Source organism: Ignatzschineria sp. PL_is040, assembly GCF_055813795.1.
This window is the reverse complement of sequence record NZ_JBVPGU010000002.1, coordinates 172037-187265: the sequence shown is the minus strand read 5'-3', so window position 1 is coordinate 187265 and position 15229 is coordinate 172037. Positions and strand designations below refer to the sequence as shown.

Genomic DNA, 15229 nt, shown 5'->3' with positions numbered 1-15229 from the left:
ATAGTTGTGATAGCAATTTTGGCATCGTTACTCTTAAATGGGGGATTGCTCTGTGGGCTTCTTTTTTCTCTTAAGGCGGATCAGCTGATTTTAGCGCAAAATGCCGGAACAGTTGAAGGAGAGCAATATTTATCGATTCAGCTATTAAGTCAGAGCCCCTCTTTAGAGACCAATACAGAGGTGGAGGTAGCGATAGAGGTAGATCCTAAAGAAAAGAGTGGAGAAAAGAGTGAAGAAAAAAGGGGAGAGCAAGTGATCGACCCGATAGATCCTCCCCAAAAAGAGGCTAAAAAAGGGCGTGAAGATAGAAAAAGCTTAGAGAGTCAGCAGCAGCGTGCAGATACAAAAAATCTAGCGAAGAGGAGCGTTGAGCCAAATAAGAATCCCGCACCTCAAAAGCAAAATAGTAAAACAGAATCACTCGCCAAAGAGGCGCCGGCAGTTGAGAAGGGTGAGAATAAGGGGAGAAGCGGCGATCAATTTGCTCAATCTTTGATGAATACTATTCTTTACAATATTGAAGGTTGCTATCCAGAGGCTTCAAAACGAAGGGGTGAGGAGGGTACGGTTGAGTTAGCATTGCAGCTGAAAGGGGGGCATATTGAAGTGATAGTGCTGAAGAGCTCAGGTTATGGACGACTTGATCGCTGTGCCATCACATCTGTTGAGAGGGCGTTAAAAAAGAGCCAGATTAAGGAGCTTCCTGCAAAAAGGGTTAAACTAAAACCGATTCGATTTCAATTACGCTAGGAGAGAGATGTTAAAAGTTGAAGCATTGACGGCAATCTTATCGACAGGGGAAAAGATTCTTACTGATATCTCCTTTTCGCTTCCTAAGGGGGCAAAGATGGCGATCATCGGCCCTAATGGTGCAGGGAAAAGCACTCTGCTGAAGGCATTAATCTCGGCAATTCCGGCAGATTATCGTACTTTGAAGGTTAATGGTTGTCACTTTGAGCAGCTCTCTTTAAGAGAGCGGGCATTGCAGATGAGTTATATCGCCCAACAACAGCAAGTCGATGAGGAGATTACCGCATGGGAGTGGTGCATGCTGAGCCGTTACCCACACTATTTAGCAGGTAAAGCCAGGGGGATAGATGGTCAGATTATTAAATCCTCGTTGCTTCGTTGTGATGCGCTTCAATTTGCCGGAAGAAAATTATCAACCTTAAGTGGCGGAGAGCGGCAACGGGTCTATATGGCGGGCGCATTAGCGCAAGAGACACCCTTAATTTTACTTGATGAGGTGAGTGCTGCATTAGATCCCAAACATCGAGAGACGATCAATCAGTTGATTGCGCTTGAGCCGGAGAAGACCATTTTATCGATCACTCATGATCTTAATATGCTCGATGCTTATAGCCATCTTCTCGCACTCAAAGCAGGACGTGTTTTAGCCTTTGGCTTAAGAGAAGAGGTTTTATCAAAGTCATTACTGCACTCTCTCTTTGATTACGCTTTTGAAGAGGTGGTTTATGAAGAGAAACGGCGTTATTTTTAAGGAGTTGGTGTGGCGCGACTATCAGAGATCACAAAAATCGATAAGAGAATTAAGGATAAGCTCCTCTATTTAGGTAGCATGAGCCTCATTTTTTTAATGATAATGCCCTCATTTGGGCTCACCTTTCTTCTTCCTTGGGGAGAGGGCGCTGAGCTCTATTGGCAACTGCGTTTTCCTCGAGCGGTTGCAACCTGGTTGATTGGTGCAGGATTAGCGCTTGCTGGTTTGGTATTGCAAGCGATTTTACGAAATCCATTAGCAGAACCCTTCACATTAGGGGTTGCGGCGGGGGCAAGTTTAGGAGCGGCTATCTATATCTATTGGGGGATCTCCTTCTCATTGGGGATTATGACCGGTTTGACGATTTTTGCCTTTATCGGCGCATTGATCGTGACGATCATTATCTATCAGGTGAATTTTCGAACAGGTCACTCGCCTATTAAATTATTGTTAATGGGGGTGATCTTAACCTTCTTTATCTCAAGTATCTTGATGCTACTTCAAGCTTTAGGGCGCTCCTCCTCGGCATTAGCGATGATGAGTTGGATGATGGGGCGACTCTCCTTGATCTCTTTAAATGATCTATGGCAATTGCTGTTGATAACCGGTTTTTCATCAATCATTATCTTTCGCTCGCTTATTCCTCTCAATCTATTGCAGCAAGGGCAGGAAGTAGCACTCTCAAGAGGGGTTGATTCTGCTCGTGTGATGCAGGTTCTCTTTTTAGTTGTAAGTTTGATGACGGCGGTATTTGTTGCTATTGCCGGGCCGATCGGTTTTGTCGGAATGGTAGTTCCTCATCTTGTGAAACGCATATTAGGAAGTAGTGATCATCGTTATCTCTTTTGGGGTGTAATCTTTATGGGCGGGGGATTATTAGTGGTTGCCGATACATTAGGCTCTCTTATTTTGCGCCCTTCAGAGATTCCTGTAGGGGTTGTTACCGCACTTTTAGGCGCGCCTTTCTTCCTCTATCTCCTACTAAAAGGGGGACATCGAGATCGCTTTGTAAAGGTTTCTCGAAGCAGGAGGGGATCATAACCTCTTGTTATCAATAATCTAACAATGTTTTAAAAAGGTTTTTTAATAAATTCTTTGCATCTCTAGAGTACTTTGTTAATACTATCTCCGGCAGAAGTTTGGGAAATCGACTCTGCTCAATCATTTCTGCTCAAATCAATAAATGTTTTTATCGCTATTGATTGAGAATGACTGATCCAGGTTTATTAAAACTGATCAATTTATCCACTTATTAAATAGGGCTAGGCTTTGGGAAGCAGGGTGAAAATCCCTCACGGACCCGCCACTGTGATGTCATTAGACTTTAGTCAGATACCACCTAGCTTCTACAACTCTCGAGGTTTAAGAGGCAAATATGAATACTCCTTTTTTGAATAAAGGTGCTCCGGCACTTTTTCTTATTTCATCCTTTCTATTGACGCCGGCACTTGCCGATAAGGTGATGGCAGAAAATCATGATGAAGAGATAATCTTTACCGCCAAACGCACGCCGGCGCTCCTTAATGAAGTTGGTACACAGAGTATCGTTATTACAGAAAAGGAGATTCAAACTCGGCAATACAATAGTGCGGTAGAAGCGATCTCCCATCAACCGGGCGTTATTTTAAGTCAAAATGGACCTACTGGACCGAGCTCTCTTTTTTTGCGAGGAAGTAGTAATACGTTACTTTTAATCAATGGAGTGCCGGTATCTGACCCGATGGGGCCTGATCATAACTTTAACTACGCTCTTTTAGGGCAGTTGTTAGATGTTAATCGTATTGAGGTATTAAAAGGGCCTCAAAGTGCGCTCTATGGAAGCTCTGCTATGGGGGGTGTTGTTCAGATCTTCACTAATGATTTAAATAATCCCGGCACGCGTTTTCGTATTATGGTAGGTTCTCATGAAACGATTCAGGTAGGTGCAACAACGACAGGGGCAGTAGGCGATCTGCGTTATTCTTTAAGCGGGCTCTTCTATAATACCCGTGGTATTGATGTTACTACGGATACGCCTAATAAGCCTCAGAATGATTACGATAAAGATCGAAATAAAAACCGCCAATTATCAGGGCGTTTTAATTATATTTTGAATGATAACTTAGATGTCGATTTAGATTTTACCTATAATAATCGTTATGATGAATTTGATAACTTATATAATGTAACTCCTTATAATGATTATGATAAGTCGAAAATTTTTACGGGGAGAGTAGGGCTCAATGGTTCATTTTTTGAGGATCAATGGAGCTCAACCCTCTCTTATGGTGTAGTGAATTTAGATCGAGATAGTTATTCGGGGGAAGATGTTAATAGATATGATCCTAATCCTAACTGGAAGCCGACAGATCCTGACTGGATGAAAACAATACCTGTTAAAATTGGGGAGAAGATCAGCCATTCTCGTTTTAGGGGAAAAACTCAGACAGTTAATTTTGATAATGAATTAAGCTTTTATAAAGATTTCTCAACCCGTTTTGGAGTGGTGTATCACCATGATAAAGGGTCAGATAATAGTCGCTTAGATCACTCTCAAAATACGAAGAGTATCTATGTAGAACAATCTCTCGATTTTGCTGATCAATTCTTTAATACTGTAGGTATTCGTTATGATAAAAACTCTATTTTTGGAAGTAAAACCACTTATCGTTTAACTTCTCGTTATAACATCAATGAGATGCTTGCCGTTAAAGGGAGTTTCGGTACAGGATTTACAACACCGACTATTTATCAATTATATGTTCCAGTATATGGAGATAGAGATTTAAAACCGGAAACGAGCCGTGGTTATGATTTGGGGATTGAATTAAGACCTTCATCCAATAGTCTGATATCACTAAACTATTTTTATACCAATTATAAAAATATGATTGCAGGAAACTCGAAAAATAAATACAAATATGAAAATTTAAATAGAGCGAAGATTAAAGGGGTTGAAATAGCAGGTTCTATAGCCTTAACTGATCAATTAGCCGTATCTGCAAGTTATACCTATCTTAATGCGAAACAGAGATCAGAGGGAGGTAAGTATGAGCAGATGCTCCGTCGCCCTAAACATCAAATTACAGCGAACGTAACTTATCAGCCGATTCAAAACTTAACGCTTAATGCATCGGCTATCTATTATAGTCAACGAGAAGATGCTGTTTTCGGGAAACCTAATGTAAAACTTGATGCCTTCACACTCTTCGACATCGCCGGCAGTTATAAGATCAATAAGACCTTTGAGGTGGATGCAAAGATTCAAAACCTCTTCAATAAGGATTATGAGTTTGCACGTGGTTATCGTGAAAAGGGGCGTACAGCTTATCTTGGTGTGAATATCTCTCTTTAGGATACTGTTTTGTAAGTACTCTAAACATTGAAAGAAGTATTGAGAGAGTGCTATTTCAGCATTGGAATAGCACTTTTTTAATGGGCTAATTTGAGAACTTATGTAATTATAAGTTGACTTGGTTGACTGGTTGATTAGTTGACTAGCTCATAAGTTTATAAACTCATTACAAAAGTGTGTGGATCGATTACATTATGAATAATAAGGCTGCGTTAGTGATACAAACCCTCATACAAGCATCTCTGCAAAGGCTCAAACTCCGCTTTTGCTATATTGCCAATATTGTCCAATTAGTTGTTGTTGGCATTCTACTTATCATGCTATTAGCTCCTACCTTTGCTGCAACACTCACCATCCCTAAAGGTGAGAGTCGGCAATGCCAAAGAATTGTCTCTATCTCTCCGGCATTGAGTGATATGTTGGTAGAGATGGAGTTAGAGGAGCATATTGTTGGGGCGACACGTTATGATCGTCTGCCGGCAACAGAAAAGCGTGAGATTATTGGTGGTTACTTTGATCTCAATATTGAGAAAGTGGTCTCATTGAAGCCCGATATTGTCTTTCTTGAGGGGAATGTGAATAATCCCATATCGGAACGATTAGCAACTTTGGGTGTTAAAAATCGTGTCTATGCGCTCGACACCATTGAAGAGATTGAAGCTGCGAAGCAGGAGATTGGCCACTATTGTGAAGGGAAGATGGAGATTCACTCTCAAACGCTGAAAGATCAGTTAGCGGCCTTAACGCCTCTTGATGAATTTGATCAAGAGAAACCTCGTGTGTTGATACTCTACAATTATGGTGATCATGCTGAAACTATTTTGCCAAAATTAGCAGCAGGTCGTAGTTTTCATGGAGAGCTGTTGGAGACACTTGGTATGCGCAATGTCTATTTGGGATCGCTCAATGCGCCGGAGTTAACGCGAGAGGCGATCTCTATTCTTAATCCTGAATGGATCTTTATCCTTAATGGAGCGGTTGATGATACATCCTTAACACGCAATGAGTTGGTTGTGAAACAGCTCTCTCCTCGTTGGGAGTTTCTCTCCCGTGTAGATGCTGTTAAGAATCATCATGTTTATGAGATATTTGGCTTTTATACACAGATCCCTTCCGTTTCTGCAATGAAGCAGTTAGCGGCTCTTTTTGCACAATTAGTCTATGGTATTGAGATCGAAGATCAAGCGGTATCAACTCATTAAATTTCGGGTGTAAAGTTGCTAAATATGGTAGACTAAGCCGCTTTATCGACCGATTTATTGATTTTAGGAGTAAATTATGAGCAAACAACAGACATTATCGATTATCAAGCCAGATGCAGTTGCTAAAAACTTAGTAGGTGCGATCTATTCACGTTTTGAAGCAGCAGGTTTTAAAATTGTTGCAGCAAAAATGACTCACTTAACACGTGAAGAAGCTGAAGGCTTCTACGCAGTTCACAAAGAGCGTCCATTCTTCAACGATTTAGTTGAATTCATGATCTCAGGTCCTGTAGTGATCTCTGTATTAGAAGGTGATGATGTGATTGCTAAACATCGTGATCTTATGGGTGCAACAAATCCTAAAGATGCATTAGCAGGTACACTTCGTCATGACTATGCAGAATCAATCGATGCGAATGCGGTTCACGGCTCAGATGCGCCTGAAACAGCGAAAGTAGAAATTGAATACTTCTTTGGTCCTAACGCAGTTGCAGCACCTAAAGTGTGTGCATAATCGCTAAGCACTAAAGAACAGTACCGACCCGCAATATTGGCAGTGTTTTTAGACGCTATCGATATTGCGGGCGTATTGATAGTAATAGAAGGACTCTAAATATCTATGTTAGATATTGACATTGAAGTAAAAGTTGAAGATGTGAAGCGTCAAACAGATCTGATTAATCTTTATAGTTTGACCTTTGCCGACTTAAAAGAATTTTGCCTCTCAATCGGGGAGAAACCCTATAGAGCGACCCAAATAATGAAGTGGCTCTATCATAAAGGGGTACGTTCGATTGATGAGATGACTGATATCTCAAAAAAGACACGAGAGAAGCTCAAAGGAATTACATCATTATCACTTCCTGAGGTGATCATGGATCATCTATCAGAAGATGGAACGCGAAAATGGTTGATTCGTTTAGATTCCGGTAACTCAATTGAGATGGTCTATATTCCCGAAGATGATCGAGGAACGCTCTGTGTTTCATCACAGGTGGGTTGTGCGCTCGATTGCTCTTTCTGCGCAACTGGAAAGCAGGGCTTTAATCGAAATTTAGCAGTGGAAGAGATTATTGGGCAACTGATGATTGCAAAGTTGCTGCTTAATGATTTTGAAGAGATCGATAACTTTACCCCTAGAAAAGTGACTAATATTGTCTTTATGGGGATGGGGGAGCCACTCCTAAATTATCGTAATGTGGTAGCTGCGATGGATATTATGCTCGATGATTACGGTTTTGGGCTCTCAAAACGACGCGTGACCTTGAGTACTTCAGGCGTTGTGCCGGCACTCTACCGTTTAAAAGAGGATATTGATGTCGCTTTAGCGATCTCTCTGCATGCACCCTATAATTCATTAAGAGATGAGTTAGTGCCAATCAATCAGAAGTATCCTATTGAAGAGCTTTTAGCGGCATGCCGTAACTATATTGATGGCACAAATAAGAAGATTACGTGGGAATATGTTCTTTTACGAGATATTAATGATCGTGATGAAGATGCTCATGCGCTAGCGCGTTTGATCCGTAATATCCCCGGAAAAGTAAACTTAATTCCTTTCAATCCTTTTGATGGTGTTGATTATAAGACAACAGAACGTCAACAGATCGATCGCTTCCGTTCGATTCTCATGAGTTATGGACTTGTTGTGATGACTCGTAAGACGCGTGGTGATGATGTTGCTGCGGCATGTGGTCAATTAGCAGGGAAGGTCAAAGATCGTACGAAACGAACCGGTCAGAGTGAAGTGATTGAAGGATAGATGATCGAGAGTTGAGATCTTTTGTTCGCTTCTCCTCAATGAAGCTTCTTATCAATAGATATTAAGAAGTATCGGAAGATATCGGAAGGCATCGGGAGCGTTACCGTAAGGTTAGTTTTTAAAGAGAGCGTTATCATTGTGATACGCTCTTTTTTGTTCTCACTCACCCTCTCTCTACCGATTTCTTTTTTCTATCATTTCTCTATTTTCTCCTATTTTTTCCCGTCTTCTCTTTTTAGTCATTATTGGCCCACCACTTATCAATCATCTGATCTCGATTGAGATCGTGACATCTATTTTAAGCCTTATGATATTGCTGACATTTCATAATATTGAGAATCATGACCTAACTTTATCTAGTTCTCTAGTTATCTAGTTCTCTAGTTACCGTGTTATTTCATGATCTCTTTTCTGCGCTAAGAGAGACTGATATAGAAAATTGATGAAAGGAGTCGGCTGTTGAGAAGAGCGTTGTTAAAAAACGTATTATTAATAATGATCGCCTTTGGAGTAATAGGGTGTGCTCATATAGGAGGATCGGGGGCGCTAACAACTTATCTCGATCAAGAGGCGCTCTCTTTAGCGGATCAGAAGCAGTATGAGTTGAGTCTCTACTATATCGAGTCAGGACATTATAAAAGCGCCCGGGAGAAGCTTGAGCGATTGGTGATAGACAATCCCAACTTTCCCGATGCTTATAATGGGTTAGGAGTGATCCATGAAAGGCGAGGGAGAGTGACGTTGGCGGCTGATTATTTTTTGCGAGCAATTCAATTAAATCCCAATTATGATACGGCGATCAAAAATTATGGGGTATTAATGTGTTATGTCACGGGGGGAGATGGTATTATCTCTATGGCAAAGAATCAGTATCAGACGATGGTAAAATCTCGTCTATATAGTGAGGCGGCAAGGTGTTATCTCGATAATGAGAAGTATCAGCAAGCCACAGATGCCCTTAACAAAGCGTTACAACTCGATACCGATTATGCTGATAGCTATCTAATTAAAGCAAAGCTCGACTATAAATTAGCACAATATGAATCGGCCGAGAGCGCAATCTTTCATTTTAATGATCTCAATGGTTATACAGAAGAGAGTGTTCGCTTAGCGCTTATCTTAGCGGAAAAGAGGGGCAATCAAGCAGATATTGATCGCTATAAAAATATATTAGTCGAGCAGTTTCAGATGACGAAATAGTGTCATATAGAGACATCAAAATAGAAATAGAGGCGCGCTATACTGATAGCTTTTATCTGCAGATAGGGCGTTTTAATGAAAGATGAGGAAGAGGAAAGCATGAATGCACAGGAACTAGGCGCAAAGCTAAGAGAGATCCGATTAGAGAAGGGCTTATCAATAGAGCAAGTTTCACGTGTATTATCATTAAGACCCGCGCTTGTTGAGGCGATGGAGAGTGGTGATTATCGGGAAATTGGGGCGCTTCTTTATGCAAAAAACTACCTCAAAAAGTATATTCAATTTTTAGGGGTTGATGATCCCCATTTTAGTGCAAGCGTTGAGGCACTTTCCGATGGTTTAGATCCTAAGAGTCAAGGTTTTTACGAAACCTCAAAGGTGAAGCTTGAGGTGGAAGAGAAGAAGCGCTCCAATAATTTTAAGTATTATCTTCTCTTTGTTTTAGTGCTCTTAGCGATCTTTGCCTATCTCTATCAGAGTGGTATGATTCCTTCTCCTTTTAGAGAGAAGTTATCTACTGAAGGGCAAGGAGCAGTCTCTCTTCCTAATGAGCGACTCCCCTCTTTAGAGCTTGAGTATAATCTTAAAGAGAAGGAGTTAACCTCTTATGAAGAGAAGAGCTTTGAGGAGATTCTGCTCGATGCAACACAGCAACAACAAGATTTAATGGTTAATGAGGTTCATGGAACAGAATCTCTTTTACATTTAGAGAGTGATGCCTTTTCAGAAGATCCAGAAAATGCCCATCTTGTAAGGTTAGATCTACAAAGTGAGTTGAATATCGATGCGATGCTCCCAGAACTTTCTAATAAAAGAGGGGGATATCAACGCTCGGGAAATTATGCCGTTTTAGGAAAAGCGCTTCGAAATTATGCCCCGCTCTTGACCGATGATAAATTACCACTTATCGATTTGGGCTCAAAAACGGTCTCATCACAATTTATAATTCCAGAAAAGCATATCGATTATCTCTATCAGTCGCCCAATAGCGTTCGATTAGGGCTTATCATTCCTAAAAGCTTTGAAGAGCAATTGGCGGCATTGCAATCTAAGAAGCTCTCTCTCTATGATCGGGAGAGTGGTTACTATCCCCTTTTAAGTCGTATTGTTGCTGAAAAACAGCTTCTAAAGTTGAAGCGTGAGTATCAAGCGTTGAAAGAAGAGGAGGGAGCTCTCAATGCTCTTGTTGTGGCAGATGATGTCAGTGATAATCTATTAGGCGCTCTTAAGCAGAATCTCCTACTGCAAGCAGAAAAAGAGGCCTCAATTAGCACTCTACAGACCCTTTTAGAAGAGAAAGCGATCATCACAATTGTGGCACAAGATATTACAACTTTAGGGGTTGAGGATGAGAAGGGGCGCCAGATTGCCAACAAGGTACTGAAACGAGGTGATCAGTATCAGTTAGAAGGGCAAGGGGTTTTTGAGATATATTTAGGGAATCCGGCAGTTATTGATAGAATAATGGTAAATGGAGCGCCGATTCCAGAGTATCATTATAAGCCCTTAACTGAAGAGGCTGTATCGATCCGTTTTTCGCTCAATTCAGGACAATATCTTTAAATATCATTAGGAAATAGTAATGAGTAATAAAATTAATGCATTGCGTGGAATGCACGACTGCTTACCTGCTGAAATTGGTTATTGGCAGACAATTGAAGGACATCTCCGTTCACTCTTTGCCGAGTATGGTTATTGTGAAATTCGGACACCGATGTTAGAAGAGACCCGTCTCTTTACACGTTCAATTGGTGAGGTGACCGATATTGTTGAGAAAGAGATGTACACATTTCCTGACCAGAGTGAAAGCTTGAGTCTCTCTTTACGCCCTGAGATGACAGCGGGAATCGTTCGTGCCGGCATTCAGCATGGACTCTTCTATAATCAGGTGCAAAAATTGTGGCAGATCGGACCTGCATTCCGTTATGAGCGTCCTCAAAAAGGGCGCTATCGTCAATTCCATCAAGCAGATGTTGAGGTTTTTGGGGTTGAAACACCGGATGTTGATGCTGAAATGTTAGCGATGTTAGCTCGCTTTTGGCAACGACTCGGCATTGCAGATGAGGTAAAGCTTGAGATCAACTCGATGGGAACAGCGGAATCTCGTGCTCAATATCGTGAAAAATTGATCCAATACTTTGAGGGTTTCATGGATCAATTAGATGAAGATTGTAAGCGTCGTCTCTATACCAATCCTCTTCGTATTTTAGACTCAAAAAATCCTGATTTAAATGAGATTATTGCCGGAGCACCTAAACTACTAGATCATCTAGATTCTGAATCAAAAGAACATTTTGATCTGCTCTGTCAGCAACTCGATATTTTAGGTATTCCTTATATTGTTAATCCTAGAATCGTTCGCGGTATGGATTACTACACACGTACGGTCTTTGAGTGGACGACAACAAAACTCGGTTCTCAAGGAACGGTTTGTGGCGGTGGGCGCTATGACAAGATGGTAGAGGAGTTAGGTGGACGCTCAACGCCGGCAATCGGTTTTGGTATGGGAATGGAACGTCTCATTCTTCTTTGCCAAGCTTGCGGTGTTGAAGCGAATGAGTCGACCCCACTTTTAACGACGATCTTTCTTGGAGAGCAGGCGACCCTTCAAGGGCTCGCAATAGTCGAGTCTTTGCGAAATGAGATTGAGAATGCAGAAATTATCACGAACCTAGGTGGTGGTAGTATGAAGTCTCAGATGAAAAAGGCAGACCGCTCAGGGGCAAAATATGCTTTAATCATGGGTGAAAATGAGTTAGAGCAAGATATTGTGATCTTAAAAGATCTCAGAGAGAATGGGGCGCAAGAAGAGATTGCTCGAACAGAGTTAGCGACATTTCTCCGTGCTAAGTTAGCAGAGCGCTAAGTCGGTAATATAGAGTAGATAGGATTAGATGTTAACCTATTCAAATAATTGAAGTAAACTAGAGTGATTTCTAATTTTAGATCAAAAGGTTTAGATTGAATGGCTTTAAATCAATATGAAACAGATGAGCAACGTGCAGAAGTACTGATCGATTGGCTCAAGAGAAATGCGGGCTACCTCCTTCTTTTAGTGGTAGTTGTGGTCGCTTCCATCGGTGGCGTGGAATATTATAAGCATCATAAGGTGCAGAAGCTCAATGAGGCTTTTGATCGTTATGATACCTTTTTAACAACTTATGATAATGAGCCTGTAGATCTAGGGAAGAGTGCAGCACTTATTAGTGAAAATGAGGGGGTTTATCAGATCTTCTCAGCACTTCTTTTAGCCAAAGAGGCGCATGGTGCCGGTGATTACCAAGGAGCGGAAAAATTATTAAAATCAGCTTTGACAGTAGATCTTAATGATCCTGGTTTAAAAGATCTGATCAATTATCGTCTTGCGATTGTTCAATTTGATCAAGGAGAGGATCAGCAGGCGTTAGTGACGCTAAAAGAGATTCAATCATCAGAGTTTTTAGGTTTACGAAAAGTATTAGAGGGTGATATCTATAGCGCATTAGGTGAGATAGAAGATGCGAAGATCGCTTATGAAGAGGCACTCAGTAGCGAAGTTGTTCCTGATGATGCGCGTGATAAATTGCATCTTTTAAGTGCTCAATAATCAATCCTCGATAGGACTCTAAGCAATATGAAAAAAATCATTACAACCTTGATCATATCATTAGTGATTGCTGGCTGTGCCGGCGGTCTTCGTGGTAAAAGTAACTTGACGCCACCCACCGAGTTGGATTTAACAGTGCCGGCAACTTTAGTGAGCCAGAATTGGCAGATTAAAACAGGTAGCCAAACCCCAAAAGAGAGTAATCTTCGCTTCTATATTGCCGATGATGGTTTAGGTACACTCTATATCGCCGGACAAAAAGGGGTTGTGACTGCTATCGATCGCCATAATGGACAAAAGCGATGGGAAGTTAAGACGCAATCTCCTCTCTATACCGGAATTAGTTATAGTCAAGGCATTCTCTTAGTCGGAACGCAAGATGGGTATATAGAGGCACTTTCGGCTTCCAATGGTGCACAAGTTTGGCATCAAAAACTGTTAGGTGTTCCTGCTGTTCCTCCTGTCGGAAATGGTCAATTAGCGATTGTACGAACCCTCTTTGGTGCGGTAGAGTCATTTAATCTGCAAGATGGTAGTGAGGAGTGGGCTTACCTCTTCCCACGCTCAGAGTTCTCTGTTCGAGGTGCAGCGCCTCCGACATTCCTCAATGGTAATATCTTAATTGCCGGCGATACGGGTACACTCTCTTTAATTAATGCCGAAACAGGAGCTGAGATCTGGAGTAGAGTTCTTAGTCAGCCTCAAAATGGTAGCTATATGGGGGGATTGCGAGATGTTGACGCCGCGATTATTGTCTCGCCACAGCGGATCTTTGTGGGACAATATTTAGCAGGTGTTACAGCTTTAACGCATGATGGCCGTAAGTTATGGCAAGCAGGTAAAGGCGTCTATGCGGGACTTGCTTATACCGGTGAGAGTGTGATCTCTGTAGAGAGAGATAGTACAATGCAAGCATTGAATGCTCAAAATGGAGCATCAGTGTGGCAAAACCTCGATTTAAGAGGGCGCAATTTAACGAAGCCTGTGATCATGCGAAATCGTATTGTTGTAGGTGATTTTGAAGGATATGTCCATGTTATTGATGCAACAACAGGAATACTTCAAGGCACTACAAAAGTAGGGTCAACAGGGTTTTTATGGGATATTAGAGAGATCGATGGCAGTGTCTATCTGCTCGATTACTCAGGTACACTTTATAAAGTTTCGATATAAATACGATATTTTGATTCGATATTAATTAGTATAAGGGAAAGGATGTCACAACCACTTATTGCGCTAGTAGGGCGTCCCAATGTAGGAAAATCGACAATTTTTAATGCATTAACGCGAACAAGAGATGCGTTAGTTGCCGATCAACCTGGTTTAACTCGTGATCGCCAATATGGTGAAGGGCGAGTAGGTGATCGTCCCTATAATGTATTGGATACCGGTGGATTATCAGGTGATGACAATCAGATGGATAATCTCATTGCAGAACAGGTCTGGATTGCTACTGAAGAAGCAGATCTTATCTTCTTTATTGTTGATGGTCGGGCAGGTGTTACGGCTTTTGATGAGCAGATCGCAGATCGCCTTCGGAGAATGGGAAAGCCGGTCATTGTTGTTGTTAATAAGGCTGAGGGTATTTTACCTGAAGTGATTGTCGGTGAGTTTTACTCATTAGGTTTAGGGGAGCCTATTGCTATTTCGGCCTCCCATAATCAAGGTTTATATGAGTTACTTCATCGCGCTTATGAGGAGATTGAATTTCCTGAGGCTGTTGTCTCTGAAGAGATTCAAGATGATATTATCCGTTTGGCGGTCTTCGGTCGTCCTAATGCCGGGAAATCGACTCTCATTAATCAGATGGTGGGAGAAGAGCGTGTTTTAGCCTCTGATGTGCCGGGAACAACGCGAGATAGTATTGAAATTCCATTCACAGCTTATGATCGAGAATTTATTCTCATCGATACTGCGGGGATTCGTCGCCGTAGTCGTGTCACTGATATGATCGAGAAGTTTAGCGTTCTCAAGAGCTTAGATGCTCTTGAGAAAGCGAATGTTATCGTCTTTGTCTTTGATGCTAAAGAGGGATTATCGGATCAAGATGCGACCCTTTTAGGGGCTGTTCTAGAAGCTGGTAAAGCGCTTGTTCTTGCGGTTAATAAATGGGATTCGCTCGATGAAGATGAGAAGAGTTGGGTTCAACAAGATTTTGCGAGACGTTTTGCTTTTATCGATTTTACGGAGCCGCTCTTTATCTCTGCGCTGAAAGGACAGGGAGTACGTCAAGTGATCCGTCAAGCGATCGAGGTATTTGATCAATCGATGCGTGAATTCTCTACAAATGAGCTCTCTAATATTTTAGAGTATGCTGTTCATGCGCATCAGCCACCGATGGATAAAGGATATGCACCGAAGTTGCGTTATGCGCATCAAGGAGGCAAAAATCCATTGAAGATCATTATTCACGGTAATCGGACTCAATATGTTAAAGATAGCTACACTCGTTATCTTAGCAATATGTTCCGTGAGCAGCTTGAGATTGTCGGAACCCCAGTTCGTATCCTCTATCGTACTAATGAGAACCCTTATGCAAATCGTCCAGGAAAAACCACAGAGATTCGTGGAAGTGCGAAGCGTAAACGCAAATTAGAGCGAGCAAAAGAGAAATAATAGAAATAATATAATAGAAGCAGGATAA

Annotated in this window: 13 protein-coding genes and 1 riboswitch; all 13 genes read left to right on the top strand. The window is 41.5% G+C overall.

Annotation, left to right across the window (positions count from 1 at the left end):
- Positions 1-6 precede the first annotated feature (6 nt).
- The 13 genes from AC0SAP_RS04435 to der all read left to right on the top strand — a co-directional run bounded on the left by AC0SAP_RS04435 (position 7) and on the right by der (position 15201).
- Positions 7-750, top strand: a complete 744-nt coding sequence (locus tag AC0SAP_RS04435) for an energy transducer TonB (RefSeq protein ID WP_473383137.1) — start codon at positions 7-9, stop codon at positions 748-750.
- A gap of 7 nt (positions 751-757) precedes the next feature.
- Entirely contained in the window at positions 758-1501 is a 744-nt protein-coding gene (locus AC0SAP_RS04430; RefSeq protein ID WP_473383135.1) for an ABC transporter ATP-binding protein, read from the top strand.
- 9 nt (positions 1502-1510) lie between these two features.
- Entirely contained in the window at positions 1511-2542 is a 1032-nt protein-coding gene (locus tag AC0SAP_RS04425) for a FecCD family ABC transporter permease (RefSeq protein ID WP_473383134.1), read from the top strand.
- Between the two features lie 207 nt (positions 2543-2749).
- Positions 2750-2858: riboswitch (cobalamin riboswitch) on the top strand.
- 18 nt (positions 2859-2876) lie between these two features.
- A complete protein-coding gene (locus AC0SAP_RS04420) occupies positions 2877-4835 on the top strand; it encodes a TonB-dependent receptor plug domain-containing protein (RefSeq protein WP_473383133.1) in 1959 nt (652 codons plus the stop codon).
- A gap of 194 nt (positions 4836-5029) precedes the next feature.
- Complete coding sequence (locus AC0SAP_RS04415) at positions 5030-6037, top strand: ABC transporter substrate-binding protein (RefSeq protein ID WP_473383131.1); 1008 nt, start codon at positions 5030-5032, stop codon at positions 6035-6037.
- A gap of 76 nt (positions 6038-6113) precedes the next feature.
- Positions 6114-6551: a nucleoside-diphosphate kinase gene (ndk, locus tag AC0SAP_RS04410; RefSeq protein ID WP_094566781.1), complete on the top strand. Its 438-nt coding sequence runs from the start codon at positions 6114-6116 to the stop codon at positions 6549-6551.
- 105 nt (positions 6552-6656) lie between these two features.
- Complete coding sequence (gene rlmN / locus AC0SAP_RS04405) at positions 6657-7799, top strand: dual-specificity RNA methyltransferase RlmN (RefSeq protein WP_473383130.1); 1143 nt, start codon at positions 6657-6659, stop codon at positions 7797-7799.
- Positions 7800-8258: 459 nt separating this feature from the next.
- Complete coding sequence (locus AC0SAP_RS04400; RefSeq protein ID WP_473383129.1) at positions 8259-8999, top strand: tetratricopeptide repeat protein; 741 nt, start codon at positions 8259-8261, stop codon at positions 8997-8999.
- A gap of 99 nt (positions 9000-9098) precedes the next feature.
- Positions 9099-10562 (top strand): helix-turn-helix domain-containing protein, encoded by a 1464-nt coding sequence (locus AC0SAP_RS04395; RefSeq protein WP_473383127.1) that lies wholly within the window; start codon positions 9099-9101, stop codon positions 10560-10562.
- A gap of 19 nt (positions 10563-10581) precedes the next feature.
- A complete protein-coding gene (hisS, locus tag AC0SAP_RS04390) occupies positions 10582-11865 on the top strand; it encodes a histidine--tRNA ligase (protein ID WP_286481270.1) in 1284 nt (427 codons plus the stop codon).
- A 99-nt stretch (positions 11866-11964) separates the two neighbouring features.
- A complete protein-coding gene (locus AC0SAP_RS04385; RefSeq protein WP_286481268.1) occupies positions 11965-12585 on the top strand; it encodes a YfgM family protein in 621 nt (206 codons plus the stop codon).
- A 27-nt stretch (positions 12586-12612) separates the two neighbouring features.
- Positions 12613-13758 (top strand): outer membrane protein assembly factor BamB family protein, encoded by a 1146-nt coding sequence (locus AC0SAP_RS04380; protein WP_473383125.1) that lies wholly within the window; start codon positions 12613-12615, stop codon positions 13756-13758.
- A 42-nt stretch (positions 13759-13800) separates the two neighbouring features.
- Positions 13801-15201: a ribosome biogenesis GTPase Der gene (gene der, locus AC0SAP_RS04375; protein ID WP_473383124.1), complete on the top strand. Its 1401-nt coding sequence runs from the start codon at positions 13801-13803 to the stop codon at positions 15199-15201.
- Positions 15202-15229: the final 28 nt, after the last annotated feature.

Coding starts and splice junctions, on each gene's coding strand:
- AC0SAP_RS04430 (WP_473383135.1), top strand. CDS start 758: ATGTTAAAAGTTGAAGCATTGACGGCAATCTTATCGACAGGGGAAAAG.
- AC0SAP_RS04420 (WP_473383133.1), top strand. CDS start 2,877: ATGAATACTCCTTTTTTGAATAAAGGTGCTCCGGCACTTTTTCTTATT.
- AC0SAP_RS04415 (WP_473383131.1), top strand. CDS start 5,030: ATGAATAATAAGGCTGCGTTAGTGATACAAACCCTCATACAAGCATCT.
- ndk (WP_094566781.1), top strand. CDS start 6,114: ATGAGCAAACAACAGACATTATCGATTATCAAGCCAGATGCAGTTGCT.
- rlmN (WP_473383130.1), top strand. CDS start 6,657: ATGTTAGATATTGACATTGAAGTAAAAGTTGAAGATGTGAAGCGTCAA.
- AC0SAP_RS04395 (WP_473383127.1), top strand. CDS start 9,099: ATGAATGCACAGGAACTAGGCGCAAAGCTAAGAGAGATCCGATTAGAG.
- hisS (WP_286481270.1), top strand. CDS start 10,582: ATGAGTAATAAAATTAATGCATTGCGTGGAATGCACGACTGCTTACCT.
- AC0SAP_RS04385 (WP_286481268.1), top strand. CDS start 11,965: ATGGCTTTAAATCAATATGAAACAGATGAGCAACGTGCAGAAGTACTG.
- AC0SAP_RS04380 (WP_473383125.1), top strand. CDS start 12,613: ATGAAAAAAATCATTACAACCTTGATCATATCATTAGTGATTGCTGGC.
- der (WP_473383124.1), top strand. CDS start 13,801: ATGTCACAACCACTTATTGCGCTAGTAGGGCGTCCCAATGTAGGAAAA.